A 14,288-nucleotide genomic window follows, 5' to 3' on the forward strand; every position below is an offset into this window, starting at 1 on the left:
ATCGCTTCACCGTGCTGATCGGCCGCATGCCGGCGCTCTTCGCCGGCGTGGCGCCGATCGAACTGGGCAGGTTGCAGGGCCTGACCATCGTCGAGGAGGGCGAGGACGGTCTCCATGCCATGATGGGCGAGCGCGAGACGATCGTTCATCTGCGCATCGAGCCCGATGCGGATCGCTGGGGTTCGATCCTGCTGCCCTTCGAGCCGTCGAACCGTACACGCGCCCGCACCGCCCAATGGCTGATGGCGCGGATCGGCGGCGAGATGCGGGAGCCTTCTCCCGAAGGGCTTTGGGATACGCTGGCACGACGATCGCATCTCCATATCCTCCTGCGCCTGCTCGATGGCGCGCGTCTTGGCATTCCCTTGCGCGACATGGCCGCAGTGCTCGTCGATCCGTCCTGCGCCCGCATTACGTCAGGCGACTGGGTCGACAGCGCCGAGCGCAAGCGCCTGCGCCGCTGGCTCGCCGAGGCCATGCGACTCGTCGAAGGAGGATATCGCACCCTGCTGGGCGGCCCATAGGGACATAATTTCTTTTTTTGTCTGTCCCTTCTTCGACGCCATCGCGCTCGCCAATCCTGCCCTCCTCATCGCCGGTCAGCGCCGTTGCTGCCGGCTCTTGTCAGGAGGACGATCATGGAGCCCGAGCCCACCGCCGCTCGCCCACGCTATCTCGCCGAGCCCAATCCGGCCGCGATCGTGCGGCCGCGCTATCTGAAGACCCCCGATGCCGCGACGCATCTCGGTCTTTCTCCCCGCACCCTCGAAAAGCATCGCTGCTTTGGCACCGGCCCGGTCTATCGCCGGCTGGGCGGTCGCATCGTCTATGCGATCGACGATCTTGACGCCTGGGCGGCGCGGGGAACGCGCAAATCGACCTCCGATCCCGGCGTCGGCACCGTCCTGCCCGCGCAGCGCCGGTTCCGGCAGGATTGACCGGCGATGTCGCGCGCCGTTTCCCCCCTCTCCGGCGAACGCGCCCAGCTCGACCTGTTCCGGTCGGTGCCGGGCGACATCGCCCCGCGCGATGCGCAGGATCTCATGTCCTGGCCCTTCTTCAGCCTCGCCAAGCGCAAACGCACCGCGCCCATCGATTTCCGGATGGGCGAGACATGGATCTCGGTCGAGGCGGTGCCGGAACACGGGATGGCGACCATCTGGGACGCGGATGTCCTGATCTGGGCGGCGAGCCAGATCGTCGAAGCGCGCGATGCCGGCCGCCCGACCTCACGGCTGATGGTCACGACCCCCCATGAAATCCTCGCCTTCACAGGCCGCAGCATCGGGCGCGATCATTATGACCGCCTGAAGGCCGCGCTGGACCGGCTGCAGTCCACCACGGTCGCCACGTCGATCCGCCAGCAGCACCAGCGCCGCCGTCATCGCTTTTCCTGGATCAACGAATGGCGCGAACTGGCCGATGGCCAGGGGCGACCGCTCGGCATCGAACTGATCCTGCCCGACTGGTTCTATGCTGGCGTCGTCGATCGCGCGCTCGTGCTGACCATCGACCGCGCCTATTTCGATCTCACCGGTGGCCTGGAACGCTGGCTCTACCGCATCGTGCGCAAGCATGGCGGTCATCAGCCTGGCGGCTGGAGCTTCGACATCGCGCATCTGCATCTCAAGTCAGGTGCGCTCTCGCCATTGAAGCAATTCGCGTTCGAGGTGCGCGGTATCGTCCGCCGACAGGCGCTTCCCGGTTATATCCTCACCATCGAATATGGCTTCGGCCGCGAGCGGCTGAACTTCGTCGCCGCCCCGGTTGATCCGCTCGACCGCGCCATGCGCCGGCTCAAGCTCAGGCCTGTGGATAACCGGCCATGAGACATGGCCTATTAAAAACCGCGCGACCTGGCCGATTGAAAACCGTCCGCTTGGCCTATCAAAAACCTCAAGCCCGCGCGACTCGCAGGAAATCTGCGACGAATCCGCCCCTTCTAACGGTGCTAACAATAGAGTCCTTCGGACTCTTGCTAACCGGTTGCCGGTTTGTGGACGATCGGCGTTCGAATGTGTCGGTTTTCGGCAAAGCGAAGACTGGGGGTGATCGGTGACTGATCTTCCCCTTAAACCGGAGACTGGTTGTCCTTTAATCGTAGACTGGCGCAACGGTCAGTCTCCTCTTCAAGGCCATGCGGGTGCGCAGCCATGACGTTGCTGACCAGCGACTGTCGCGTCCTCATGCCGGCTCATGCGCCGTTCGACATGATTCTGGCCGACCCGCCCTATGACGATACCTCATTGGGCTGGGATCGGCGTGTCGAGGGCTGGCTCGCACTCGCGCACAATGCGCTCGCGCCTTCAGGATCGCTCTGGCTGTTCGGTTCGCTGCGCAGCTTCCTCACGCTCGGCGCCGAGATACGCGCTGCCGGGCTGCGATATGCGCAGGAACTGGTCTGGGAAAAGCAGAATGGCAGCGCCTTTCATGCCGATCGCTTCAAGCGTGTCCATGAACTGATCGTCCAATTCTATCGCGACGATGCGCGCTGGTCGGACATCTACAATGACGTCCAGACGACATCCGACGCGACGGCGCGCACCGCCCGGCGCAAGCATCGTCCGCCGCATACCGGGCAGATCGATGCCGGCTGCTATGTGAGCCAGGATGGCGGTCCCCGGCTGATGCGCTCGGTCATCTATGCACGCAATTGTCATGGCCGTGCCATCCATCCGACGCAAAAGCCGGTCGGCCTGCTCGAAATTCTGATCCGCAACAGTTGTCCTCCGGGCGGTCACGTCGGCGACTGGTTTGCAGGTTCCGGCGCGGTCGGCGAGGCCTGCCGCGCCACCGCCCGGCGCTCCATTGGCTGCGAAATCGACGCCGACATGGCGCGCCGCGCGAGCATCCGCATCGCGGCGGCGCTGCCGTTCGGTTGCGCACCTCCTCTCCCTGCACCGCCTCTTTCCGGAGACCTTCCATGACCCAGCCGCCGCCCGGCGCGCGCGTGCCTTCGGGCATCGCCGTCCCGCTTCGCCATGACCGCACCGAGATCGAACTGATCTGGATCGAGAAGCGGCTTGAGCACTGGATACGCTTCGGCCGGATCGCCAGCGAACGCATCCTCACGCGCAAGACACGCATCTTTGCCTTCCGGCCCGATGCCGTCGTCGCGTTCGTGCGCTGGTCGGCCAACGACTATGGCACCGTCCATTCGCGCATCGACATATTGCGCGCGGTGCGCAGCGGTGAGCCCTATACCACCGTGCCTTTCGTGCGGCCGGGCGGGGAACTGCTGCTCTCGATCCAGGGCTGGCCCAGGGTACGCACCGTGATCGAGGCGATCGATCAGGTCGAGGCCGAAGGCCTCGATCCCTGCGATATCGCGCCCGATCACTGGCGCCACGTCCACAACCGGCTTTCCGCCGGCGAGCCGTTCCGCGCCTATACGATGGAGCGCCATCAGGCATGGCTCAAGCGCAAGGCGCTGGGGCAATGAGCCGCCTTCCGCTCTCTTATTATGTGCCGCATCTGACCGGCGTGGCGATCGGCATGGCGGTGAGCACGCTCATCCTGCCCATGCCAAAATTGCTGCTCTGGAACGCCAGCGCCAGCGCGCCGATCGGGCTCTATGCGATCAATCCGCTGCGCGAACCGGCGGTCGGCGACATGGTCGCCGTCATGCCGCCGCCCGCGCTTGGCCGGATCATGGCGCAGCGCCATTATCTGCCTGTCGGCGTGCCGCTCCTCAAGCATGTCGCCGCGCGGCCCGGTGCCCTGATCTGCCGCCGCGATGCGACGGTGACGATCGACGGGCGCCGCGTCGCGACAGCGAAATCCGCGGACAGCCACGGCCGTCCCTTGCCGGTCTGGCGCGGCTGCCATGTGCTGCGCGATGGCGAGCTGTTCCTGCTCAATGCCGCACCGGACAGTTTTGACGGGCGCTATTTTGGGGCCGTTCCGGCTGCGGGCCTGCTCGGCCGCGCGACGCCGATCCTCACCCGCGACACGCCGAACGCGCCGCTGCGCTGGCGCTTCGGTAGCGCGCGCTCAGACCATTTCCCCACGCAAAAGGAGAAGTCCCATGCAGATCGGTAGCTTTGAACAATCCGGCGACGGCTTCGTCGGGCGTTTGCTGACGCTCACGCTCGACGTGCCGCTGCGGCTCGTGCCGACCGGCTTTACCGGCCACGGCCGCGCGCCCGACTGGCGCATCCATCTCGCCGACGACGCTGCGCCCGAGGGCATCGGGCTGGAGGTCGGCTCCGGCTGGAACCATGACGGCAAGGCCGGCGGCTTCATCGCGCTCCAGCTCGATTGCCCGTCCTTCTCGCGCCCGGTTCGCGCCAATCTGCTGCGCTCCCATCGCGACGGTGACGCACATGTGCTGCTCTGGTCGCCGCGGCTGCGGCGTCCCAAAGCGGAATAGGACGATGCAGCCTCGCTTCGCTTCGCGCTGCCATCGCCGCGCCATTCGCTTCACTGCCGCATCGGTCCTTGCCGGCACGGCTTCCTTCCTCTTCCCGGTCATCGCTCTGCTGGTGCCCGGCACGGCGGCGGCGCAGGTCGCCTCCATCGCCGCGCATCCTTACGCCCCGCATGTTGCCGAGGCGGCGCAGCGCTTCGGCATTCCCGAAGCGTGGATATGGGCGGTGATGCGCGTCGAAAGCAACGGCGATGCGAACGCGACATCGCCGGTCGGCGCGATGGGTCTCATGCAACTCATGCCCGGCACCTGGAGCACGCTGACCGCGCGCTATGGGCTGGGGAGCAATGTCTGGGACGTGCGCGCCAATATCCTCGCCGGTGCGGCATACTTGCGCGAAATGGTCGACCGCTATGGCGATCTGTCCAGCGCGCTCGCCGCCTATAATGCGGGGCCGGGCCGCGTCGACGACTGGCGCCAGCGTGGTCGTTCGCTACCCGCCGAAACGATCGCCTATGTGGCGAAGATCGCGCCGATGGTCGGCACATCCGGCGTCGCCGCGTCGGCCGATCTGACGGTAGTTTCGCGCACGCCGATCGCACCGGCCGGGCCCTCCTGGCGCAGCGCGACGCTGTTCGTGCTGCGCGGCGATGGCGAACCGGACAGCGACGATGCGGCATCCGGTGCAGCACCTTCCGCGCAGGCCGAACGGCTTGTCTCCGCTCCACCCTCTCAGTCTGCCATGCGCTCTTCACGCGCCTCCACCCTCGCTTCGCATGGGCTGTTCGCGCCCGTCTCGGGGAGCAGCGAGCGATGAGCCGCGCTGGCGTTCGCAGGCGTCATTCGGCGCAGGGCGTAGTGTGGTGGAAAGGAAGGCAAGTCACAGGAATTGAAGGGAAAAAGGGAAGGCGAGATAAAAAGGACGCCACCTGTGGGGCGTTATGTGGTTGGGATTGTGGGATTTTTCCGGGTGGCTCGGCATTGCCCCGGGTGGCGCGTTTTCGGAATTATCGCGTCAATGCAAAGCGTCAGCGGGTGGCACCGCCATCTGCGAGGCTCCTGTGATCATCGGCGACGATGATTTCGAGGTGCGGCCGGGAAGGAGCGGGGACGCGGGCAGGGGGGTAGGGCGCAAGGCCCAGAGTCTCGCGGCCCAGGTGAAGCGCGCGGCCGCGAAGGCGGGCTATAGCCGCAAAGGACCGTCGCGGGGGCGTGGGACCGGGCGTCATGGCCGCGGCCGTATCGCTCGCCTCAATGCACGTTCGCCCGCCAACGCCCGGCGCGTCGTTATCAAGGCGCGCGTCGTGCGGCACAGTGGCAGCCGCTATCGCGCGGCGCCGCTCGCCCGGCACATCGCCTATCTGAAGCGCGACGGCGTTACCCGCGACGGGCGCGACGCCAGTCTGTTCGATGCGCGGGGTGATGCCGCCGATGGCAAGGCCTTCGCGGACACCTGCGAACAGGACCGGCATCATTTCCGCTTCATCGTCAGCCCGGAGGATGCGGCCGACATGGCCGACCTGCGTGCCTTCACCCGCGAGCTGATGGACGACATGGCGCGCGATCTCGGTACCCGGCTCGACTGGGTCGCGGTCGATCACTGGAACACCGACAATCCCCATATCCATGTGCTGCTGCGCGGGGTGGACGACACCGGCGCCGATCTCGTCATCGACCGTGATTATATCCGCGAAGGTATGCGCGATCGGGCGCAGGCCCGCGTCACGCTGGAACTGGGGCCGCGCAGCGAGCAGGATATCCGGAGCGCACTCGAACGCGAAGTCGACGCCGATCGCTGGACCAGCCTCGATCGCCGGCTGGAGCGCATGGCCCAGGAGATGGCGGGCGTCGTCGATCTGCGCCCCCAGACGGGCGATGATCCGGAGATGCACCGATTGCTGATCGGGCGGGCGCAGAAGCTCGAACGGCTGGGTCTCGCCAATAATCAGGGGCCGGCAGTCTGGACGCTCCGCGCCGACGCGGAGCAGACCTTGCGCGATCTTTCGATCCGCACCGACATCATCAAGACCATGCATCGGGCGATGCAGGGGCAGGCCCGCGCGCTCGATCCCGCCAGCATCGCCTTGCATCAGGCGACGCCGGCCGATCCGATCATCGGTCGGCTGGTCGAGCGCGGCCTTCATGACGAACTGGCCGGCTCGGCCTATGCCGTGATCGATGGCGCGGACGGCCGCACCCATCATCTGCGCTTCGGCGACATCGACATGACCGGTGACGCCAAAGCCGGTGCGATTGTTGAGACACGGGTCTGGCAGGACGTGAAAGGCATTAGTCGTTTGTCGCTGGCGACGCGCTCCGACCTTACGCTGGCCGAGCAGGTACAAGCGCCGGGTGCGACCTGGCTCGACCGTCAGCTCATCGCGCGCGAGTCCGTCGCGACCGGCAACGGGTTCGGGCAGGAGGTCCGCGACGCGATGGACGCGCGCGCCCGCCATCTCGAAACCCAGGGGCTCGCCCAGCGGCGCGGGACCGGTTTCCTGTTCGCGCGTGATCTGATCGCGACGCTTCGCGAGAAGGAGATCGAGCAGCAGATCGACGCCATCGCGCAGCGCACCGGCCTTGCCCATCGCCCTTCGGGGCCAGGCGATTATGTGAGCGGCGTCTATCGCGAGCGCGTCACTCTGGCTTCGGGGCGCTTCGCCATGATCGACGACGCGGTGGGCTTCCAGCTCGTGCCCTGGCGGCCGGCGCTCGACCAGCATCTGGGCCAGCATATCACCGGAACCATGCAGCCTGGCGGCGGCGTGGACTGGTCGCTCGGGCGCGGTCGGGGGATCGGACTATGATCCTGTTTCAACCGGCGATCGCCTGGACCGTCTCGATTGGCAGGACGAGCGTCAACTCACCCAGCGGCGAGCGGCAGAAGCCATAGCGTTCGTAGAAGGACGCAGCCGCATCGTCCATTGCATGGACTATGACGGCGCGCGCGCCCGCGATGCCCGACGCGGCAAGACAGCGGCGCAAGGCGTCGGCGAGGAGATCGGCGCCAAGACCCATTCCTTGCCACCGGGCGTCGACCGCGAGGCGCGCGATCAGCAGCAAGGGCACCCTGTCCGGCTGCCCCTTGCGCGGCTTCGCGCTGGGCAGAACCGCCCGATGCTCTTGGGCTGTGGTGATCGTGTAATAGCCGGCCACCCGCTGCGGCTCGTCGCGCGCGCAGATCACATAGGTTCGCGCCGAGAGCCCCTCGCTGGTCAGCGCCCGCTCACGCAGCCAGTGGTCCAGCGCCTCATGGGTCTGGCACGAAAAGTCGACAACCAGATGATCGGCACGCAGCGGCGCCGGCGCAGTGACCGATAGTTCCGGCATATAATCCCCGCGCTAGCGCTTCAGTGATCCCAGGCGGGTTTGCGCGCCATCAGGTCGACGAGCTTCGACGAGGGCGCAGGCGGCGCATCGAGCAGCGCCACAAAGGCCTCATGGGCTTCATCGTCGAGGAAGAAGCTGCGCTGGTCGAGCAAGGCATTCTCCGCCTCGCGGCGCGCGCTCTCCAGCATGAACTCGGAGAGCTTCTGGCCACGCATCGCCGCTGCGCGATTGAGCAGTGCCTTGGTGCCTGCCATCGCCCGGATCTGGATCACATCATCCTTGCGCGCCGTCCGCCCGCTCTCGTGCCGCTCTGCCCGCGCCATCATCTTTGTCCTTCATCGCCGCACCGATCACGGCATTGTCATGACAATATCCATACATTTTCTCGCCAAAAAGGTCCAGCCATGACCCTTGCCTCCAAACGCCACGGACGGCATTGCCAACGCCTCTCAGGGCGGCGGTGGCGTGGAAATACGGGCAAATCTTGACTTTTGGATAACTGTGGACCATTTAAACGGAAGCAACGCTAATCGCTGTCCCGATTCGTCGGGCAGCAAATCCTATGGCCACCTCACGGTGGCCATAGCTGTTTTGGGGGTTCGTCATTGCACATTTTGTACGTCGACGAATCCGGGGATCTTGGAGGACTGCCAGCGGCGCCCCTGCCTGCGGGAAATGACCAGCCGGTTCTCGTGCTCGGCGCACTGATCATCGACGCCAGCCGGCTCGAGGCCGTCACCCAGGATTTCCTTGATCTCAAGCGCCGGTGGTTTCCAGGCCTGCCTTACCCTTCCTCCAACCATCTCGACCGAATCATCCCTGAGATCAAGGGCGGGGATCTTCGGCGCAACCTGACACGATCGGGACGCAACCAGCGCCGCCACGCAACGGGCTTTCTCGATCAGTTACTCGCCATGCTGCAGAGTCATGGTGTGCGCCTGATTGCCCGGATCTGGATCAAGGCGCTCGGACAGCCTTTCAATGGCAAGTCCGTCTACACCTCCTCGATCCAGGGGCTTTACACCTATTTTGACCAGTTCCTGTCGACTGAGGATACTCTTGGGTTTTGCATTGCAGACAGTCGCGACCATCTCAAAAACGTGAATGTCGCGCATTCGGTCTTCACCCAGAAGTTTCGGGCTTCATCGACTGTTTATACGCGCATTCTCGAGTTGCCGACCTTCGGACACAGTGAGAACCACGCCGGTATCCAGATCTGCGATATCATCTGTTCGGCTCTCCTCTATCCCATCGCGGCTGAAGCCTATTGCACGGGCTATGTGGCCAATGTGCATGTCCAGCCTGGCGCTGCGGCTCTGAGGCAACGCTTCGGGCCAATCCTCAAAGCGATGCAGTTCCGCTATCAGGATCCATTGGGGCGCTGGACCGGAGGGATTGTTGTTGCCGATGGACTGGCTCAGCGCAACGCCAGCCTGATGTTTTCCTGAAGCTTTCGTACAGGAGCCTACGCTGCTGCTGGCATGAGAAGCACTATTTGCGCCATGACGGCCCCAAGCATGTGCATTGCTATGCGCCGACGCGAGCGGGGAAGGGCGTTGGTCTCGTCATCCCCTCGCTGCTGACCTGGCCGGGAAGCCGCATCGTCCATAACATCATGGGCGATAACTGGACGCTGACCACGGGTCCTCGCGCGAAACATGGGTGGGTACTGCTGTTCGAATCCATCAATCCCGCCGCCAATGCCAACGTTCAGCATTGCGTAATCCGCCCGCCGCCGCTACATGGTTATTGATAATCGCTCGCAACTAGGCCTTTGTTTCCTGCGCGCGGGCTTCGCGTGTTCGAGGATGTGGCGTTGAAGTCGGAGCCGATTGCTCTCAGCCTCTACAAGTCGCACAGGGAGTCGCTCATATCCTATGCGGGCCGACTCTCCGGCGATCCTGTCGTGGCCGAAGATATCGTGCAGGACGCCTGGCTGCTGCTCGACCGGCAACCGGCCAGCAAACCCATCCGCGAGCCATTGGGTTATCTCAAGCGGATCGTCCGCAATCTGGTGTTCGCGCAAGCACGTCGCAGCCGCTACGAGGGTCAGATCATCGGCGGTGATATGACGGCTGCCGTCGCGCAGCTGCCCGACGAGGCGCCGTCGGCAGAAGCGGAACTTATCGCCCGTGATGACTTGCGGCTGGTGATGGACTTGGTGGACGCCCTGCCGGAAAGGCAGATCGCGGCGTTCAAAATGTATCATTTCGAGGGCATGAAGCTGCGCGAAGTCGCAACGCGGCTCGGTATTTCTACGTCGCTGGCACATCTGTTGGTGACCGAAGCGATGCAGCTTTGCGACGAACGGCGCAAACGGGGCATGGAATGAGAGGCGCGAACAAAATTCTTTTGGAAAACCGCAGCGCAAAAGCATCTAGGCACTATGAGCCGCCACCAGCGCCCGCCTTGTATGCGCTTCTTCCCGAGGCTGGTGTGGGATGCGCAGGCCATGGCGCTTGATGGGGCCGAGGCGCGCCGGGACGCCTCTCACTGGTATGTCCGTCTCCGCGAGGAGGAGCACGATGAGGCGCTGAAAGCCGAATTTTCGGACTGGCTATGCGCCGATGCGCTCCACGGTGAAGCGTGGACCGATATGTGCGAAACCATGGAGGTGGCCGGGCGCGCGCCTGCCGGTTGGCGCTCCTATTCGTTGCCTGGCAATGGACAGCGCCGGGGACGGAGATCTGCACGCCGCCGCTCGCCGGAGCAGCGCAGGCGGGGCATCCAGATCGCCGCTGGGGCCGTAGCTGCCGCATGCGCGATCGTTCTGGCGCTTCCAATCGTCAGCCTGCATTTGCGGGCGGATCACATCACGGGCGCGGGGCACGTCGAACAGGTGCGTCTGGCCGACGGTAGCATGGTGCAGGTTGGGCCGGACAGCGCCATCGCCGTCGATTACAGCGATCGCGGGCGCGTCGTGCGCCTGCTCTCCGGGCAAGCGTTGTTCGATGTGACGCATGATCCCTCTCGCCCGTTCCGGGTCGAGGCGGGACAGGTGACGACGACCGTGCTGGGCACAAAGTTCGACGTGCGGATGTTGGGCGATACTACCAGCGTTGCCGTAGCGCGGGGACATGTGCGGGTGGAGGATCCCGGGCACGTGCCTGCCACTACCCATGACCTCCTTCCCGGCGACTGGGTTCGTATCGACGGCGCCCATCACGATGAGACCGGCAAACTCGCGCCGCAACTGGTCGGCGGATGGGGGCAAGGCGAGGCGCTGGCCGAGAACCGCACGATCGGCAGCGTCGTCGACGAAATCCGCCCATGGTTCGGCGGCCGGATAGTCCTCAACGACGCCCGGCTTGCCGGTCGGCGCGTGACAGGCATCTATAACGTCAAAGACCCCGAAAAGGCTCTGGAGATGATCGTGCGGCCTTATGGCGGGCATATCACGCGCATCACGCCGTGGCTGTTGATCGTCAGCGGAAACTGAGGCTCCTGTCCGCGAAGCACAGCGGACAGGACCGCCCGCCCGAAATAATTTCAACTTTTTTTGGAAAAGCGCCCGTCCCGAGCATCCTGCCCTCGAGAGCGCATTGCAAATGCTTCGCAACTGCGCCGGTAACATGAGGTGGAGATTGCAATGTTCGGGGGTTTTGCGAGTGCTGAGCGGCGCGGGCGTCGCTTTGGGGTAATGGGCGCAGTCCTGATGGCGACGTCAGCGATGGCCGGCCTGGTCGCCACGCCGGCAGCGGCGCAGAGCGCCAGCGCACGGCGCGGCTTCGACATTCCGTCGCAGTCGCTTGCCCAGGCGTTGATGATTTTCGGGCGTCAGGCCGGGTTGCAGGTGACGGCGGAAGGTGCGGTCACGGAGGACAAGACCAGCACGGCGGTCAAGGGCGAGCTGGCCCCGGCCGAGGCGCTCAGCCAGATGCTCACGGGAACCGGCCTGACGTTCCGCTTCGTGGGCAACGGCGTCCAGATCGAGACGGCGCCGCAATCGTCGGGAAACGCCATCCAGCTCGGCCCGGTGCAGGTCGAGGGCGCGGCCGGCACGTCCCGAAGCGGTGACGCCATGCTGGCGAGCGAGGGAACGGGATCCTATGCCGCGCAAGCCGTCACCATCGGCCGGCAAGCACAGTCGCTCAAGGAAATCCCCAATTCTGTCAGCGTCGTCACGCGGCAGCAGATCGAAGACCGCAACATCAATAGCGTAGCCGATGGATTGAAGCAGGTCGCCGGCGTTCAGGTGGTGCAATACAGTCTCGGCAATTTCGGTTTCACCTCCCGCGGCATGAACATCACGACCTTGCAGGTCGATGGTTTGCAGACGGCCGACACGCAGGGGGCGTGGACGACCGACAGCTTCGATATTTCCTTCTATGACCGGATCGAACTGGTCCGTGGCCCCGCCGCGCTGTTCCAGGGCAGCAGCGAGCCGGGCGGCGCGGTCAATCTGGTGCGCAAGCGGGCGCTCGCCGATACGCATGTCAACATCATGGCGCAGGCCGGTTCATGGGATCGCTATCGCGGCGAACTGGATGTGACCGGCCGTCTGGACGCCAGCGGCAGCCTGCGTGGCCGCCTTGTCGCGGCCTATGATGATCGTGGGAGCTACATGGACCATGTCTTCGCGCGCAAGCTCGTGCTCTACGGCACGCTGGAATATGACATTACGCCGGACACGACCGTTTCTGTCGGCGCGATCCATCAGGGCGGCCCCTCGCGGCCGATCTTCGGCCTGCCCACTTATGATGACGGGGGCCTCTATATGGGGCGGCGCAGCGTCTATATGGGCTCGCTCTGGGATCGCAAACGCGACGATGCCGAGCGCTATTTCGTCGATGTCGAGCATCATCTGGACAATGGCGGGATGATCCGGCTGCGCGGCGACCGAACGGACCGTGCCTACAATTTCAAGTCGGGCGCCTTTACCGACAGCTATATCGACCGTGCGACAGGCAACGTCGATATCCAGCAGATCGCGGGCAACGGGCATTCCCGTGACGAGGCCGTCGATCTCAGCCTGACGCTGCCGACGCTGTTCACCAGCGCCGACAACCTTGTGATCGGCGTCAACCACAGCCGTAACAGCAGTTACACGCGCTGGATCTATGGACCGGTCATCACCCGCAACATCTTCAATCCCGATCCGACGACGCCCGAGCCTGCGTTCGAGGATGACGGGCCGACGACCTCCAGAACCATTCAGACGGGCCTCTATGCCAATGCGCGTTTCAAGCTGGTTGATCGTTTGACGCTGACGGCGGGCGGCCGCCTGAGCTGGTACAAAGGGTCGGCCAACTGGCAGAGCGCCGACAGCAAGGCATCGGCGCGGCTCGTGCCCTATGCCGCGCTCAGCTATGACATCACGCCGGAGCTGTCAGCCTATGCCAGCTATTCAGCGACCTTCGTTCCGCAGACCAGCGTCGATCGGGACGGCAATCTGCTGAAGCCCCGCACTGGCACTCTCTACGAACTGGGACTGAAGGGGCAGTTCCTGGACGGCGCGCTGACCGGCCATGCGGCGCTCTATCAGATCATCGACCGTAACCGGGCGATGACCGATCCGGACTATCCGGATGCGTCGGTGGCGCTGGGCAAGGTGCGCAGTCGGGGCTTCGAGGCGGAGGTCGTGGGAGAACCCGCGACCGGATGGAATGTGACGCTGGGCTATGCCTATACGCGGACTCGGTATCTGACCGCCGATGAAGGACTGCCCGGCCTGGTTTTCGCGCCCGGAACCCCCGAGCATGATCTCAAGCTATGGGCCGTGCGGGATTTCAGCAAGGAAACCGGCCGCGGCCTGATTCTGGGCGGCGGCGTCAATGTGAGCAGCGGGATCTATGCCGGGTCCGGCGATCTCGAATGGAAGCAGAAAGCCTATGCCTTGCTCTCGGCCCAGATCGGCTACCAGTTCAGCGAGCGCTTCAGCCTGCGGCTGACGGGCGAAAACCTCACCGACAAGAAATATTATACCCGCATCGAGGGCTGGTCGCGCCAGAGCTATTTCGGTGATCCGCGCAATGTCATGCTGACGGCCAGAATGGGATTCTAGGCGCCGGCCATGCGCGCGCTGCTGGTCATCCTTCACCGATATGTCGGTCTGGCGATCGCGGGATTTCTCGTCATCGCCGGACTGACCGGCAGCATAGTGGCATTCCAGTCCGAGTTGGACGCCTGGCTCAATCCCAGCCTGTTCCATATCGAACGGACGGGTCAGTCATTGTCGCCCTCGCGGCTCGCCAAGGCGATCGAACACGCCGATCCTGCTGTTGAGATTTTCACGCTCGTCTTTCCCTCGGCGCCGGGCGAGAGTGCCCAGGCGTTTGTCGGCTCCAGGGGCGGCGATACCGCTCTCGCCTATGATCAGCTGTTCGTGGACCCGGGCACCGGCGCCATCCTTGGCAGGCGCATGAATGGCGTCTTCGGCCTCGATCGGCTCCGCCTCATCCCCTTCCTTTACAGGCTGCACTCTTCGCTGACCATGCCCGGCAACTGGGGCGCGTGGCTGATGGGCGGCATCGCGCTGGCATGGATGTTCGATTGCTTTGCAGGTTTCGCTCTCACGCTGCCGCGCGGCCGTCCCTTCTGGAAGAAGTGGAAACTGGCCTGGACGATCAAACGCGGTGCCGGGCCTTAT

Annotated in this window: 16 protein-coding genes and 1 pseudogene; 15 read left to right on the top strand and 2 right to left on the bottom strand. The window is 64.7% G+C overall.

Features of this window, described 5'->3' with window-relative positions:
- The first annotated feature begins 26 nt into the window (after positions 1-26).
- The 9 genes from ACODRZ_RS21975 to ACODRZ_RS22015 all read left to right on the top strand — a co-directional run bounded on the left by ACODRZ_RS21975 (position 27) and on the right by ACODRZ_RS22015 (position 7,176).
- Positions 27-524: a DUF2285 domain-containing protein gene (locus ACODRZ_RS21975; protein WP_421837921.1), complete on the top strand. Its 498-nt coding sequence runs from the start codon at positions 27-29 to the stop codon at positions 522-524.
- A gap of 114 nt (positions 525-638) precedes the next feature.
- Positions 639-938, top strand: coding sequence for a helix-turn-helix transcriptional regulator (locus tag ACODRZ_RS21980; protein WP_087573805.1), 300 nt, complete (start codon positions 639-641; stop codon positions 936-938).
- 6 nt (positions 939-944) lie between these two features.
- The gene (locus tag ACODRZ_RS21985; RefSeq protein ID WP_087573806.1) at positions 945-1,829 is read left to right on the top strand and encodes a replication initiator protein A; all 885 of its coding nucleotides are present in this window, start codon (positions 945-947) and stop codon (positions 1,827-1,829) included.
- A gap of 324 nt (positions 1,830-2,153) precedes the next feature.
- Positions 2,154-2,927, top strand: a complete 774-nt coding sequence (locus tag ACODRZ_RS21990; protein ID WP_087573807.1) for a DNA-methyltransferase — start codon at positions 2,154-2,156, stop codon at positions 2,925-2,927.
- Positions 2,924-3,442, top strand: a complete 519-nt coding sequence (locus ACODRZ_RS21995) for a DUF2840 domain-containing protein (protein ID WP_087573808.1) — start codon at positions 2,924-2,926, stop codon at positions 3,440-3,442. Before ACODRZ_RS21990 ends, ACODRZ_RS21995 begins: the two co-directional genes overlap by 4 nt.
- Positions 3,439-4,041, top strand: coding sequence for a S26 family signal peptidase (locus ACODRZ_RS22000; protein WP_087573809.1), 603 nt, complete (start codon positions 3,439-3,441; stop codon positions 4,039-4,041). The genes ACODRZ_RS21995 and ACODRZ_RS22000 overlap by 4 nt, the downstream gene beginning before the upstream one ends.
- Positions 4,028-4,372 carry a DUF736 domain-containing protein gene (locus tag ACODRZ_RS22005; RefSeq protein WP_087573810.1) on the top strand — a complete coding sequence of 115 codons (345 nt, stop codon included), beginning with the start codon at positions 4,028-4,030 and terminating at the stop codon, positions 4,370-4,372. The genes ACODRZ_RS22000 and ACODRZ_RS22005 overlap by 14 nt, the downstream gene beginning before the upstream one ends.
- A gap of 4 nt (positions 4,373-4,376) precedes the next feature.
- Complete coding sequence (locus tag ACODRZ_RS22010) at positions 4,377-5,186, top strand: lytic transglycosylase domain-containing protein (protein WP_087573811.1); 810 nt, start codon at positions 4,377-4,379, stop codon at positions 5,184-5,186.
- Positions 5,187-5,430: 244 nt separating this feature from the next.
- Positions 5,431-7,176: a relaxase/mobilization nuclease domain-containing protein gene (locus tag ACODRZ_RS22015; protein WP_087573817.1), complete on the top strand. Its 1,746-nt coding sequence runs from the start codon at positions 5,431-5,433 to the stop codon at positions 7,174-7,176.
- Between the two features lie 7 nt (positions 7,177-7,183).
- Here the strand turns inward: ACODRZ_RS22015 and ACODRZ_RS22020 are convergent, their stop codons facing one another.
- Together ACODRZ_RS22020 and ACODRZ_RS22025 are read right to left on the bottom strand one after the other, a co-directional pair.
- Positions 7,184-7,699 carry a GNAT family N-acetyltransferase gene (locus ACODRZ_RS22020; RefSeq protein WP_488972479.1) on the bottom strand — a complete coding sequence of 172 codons (516 nt, stop codon included), beginning with the start codon at positions 7,697-7,699 and terminating at the stop codon, positions 7,184-7,186.
- Between the two features lie 20 nt (positions 7,700-7,719).
- Positions 7,720-8,022, bottom strand: a complete 303-nt coding sequence (locus tag ACODRZ_RS22025; RefSeq protein ID WP_421837922.1) for a type II toxin-antitoxin system TacA family antitoxin — start codon at positions 8,020-8,022, stop codon at positions 7,720-7,722.
- Between the two features lie 291 nt (positions 8,023-8,313).
- Here ACODRZ_RS22025 and ACODRZ_RS22030 point away from each other — a divergent pair, with 291 nt between their 5' ends.
- The 6 genes and pseudogenes from ACODRZ_RS22030 to ACODRZ_RS22055 all read left to right on the top strand — a co-directional run.
- Entirely contained in the window at positions 8,314-9,147 is an 834-nt protein-coding gene (locus tag ACODRZ_RS22030) for a DUF3800 domain-containing protein (protein ID WP_217895225.1), read from the top strand.
- Positions 9,148-9,182: 35 nt separating this feature from the next.
- A pseudogene (locus ACODRZ_RS22035) lies at positions 9,183-9,404 on the top strand (type IV secretory system conjugative DNA transfer family protein); the annotation flags it as partial.
- Between the two features lie 93 nt (positions 9,405-9,497).
- Complete coding sequence (locus ACODRZ_RS22040; RefSeq protein WP_176392498.1) at positions 9,498-10,031, top strand: sigma-70 family RNA polymerase sigma factor; 534 nt, start codon at positions 9,498-9,500, stop codon at positions 10,029-10,031.
- 120 nt (positions 10,032-10,151) lie between these two features.
- Positions 10,152-11,138, top strand: coding sequence for a FecR family protein (locus ACODRZ_RS22045; RefSeq protein WP_488986236.1), 987 nt, complete (start codon positions 10,152-10,154; stop codon positions 11,136-11,138).
- Between the two features lie 231 nt (positions 11,139-11,369).
- Positions 11,370-13,703: a TonB-dependent siderophore receptor gene (locus tag ACODRZ_RS22050; RefSeq protein WP_488972478.1), complete on the top strand. Its 2,334-nt coding sequence runs from the start codon at positions 11,370-11,372 to the stop codon at positions 13,701-13,703.
- Positions 13,704-13,712: 9 nt separating this feature from the next.
- The coding region (locus ACODRZ_RS22055; RefSeq protein WP_488972477.1) for a PepSY-associated TM helix domain-containing protein at positions 13,713-14,288 on the top strand (576 nt) is incomplete at its 3' end.

It is taken from the genome of Novosphingobium sp. FG90 (genome assembly GCF_057808725.1).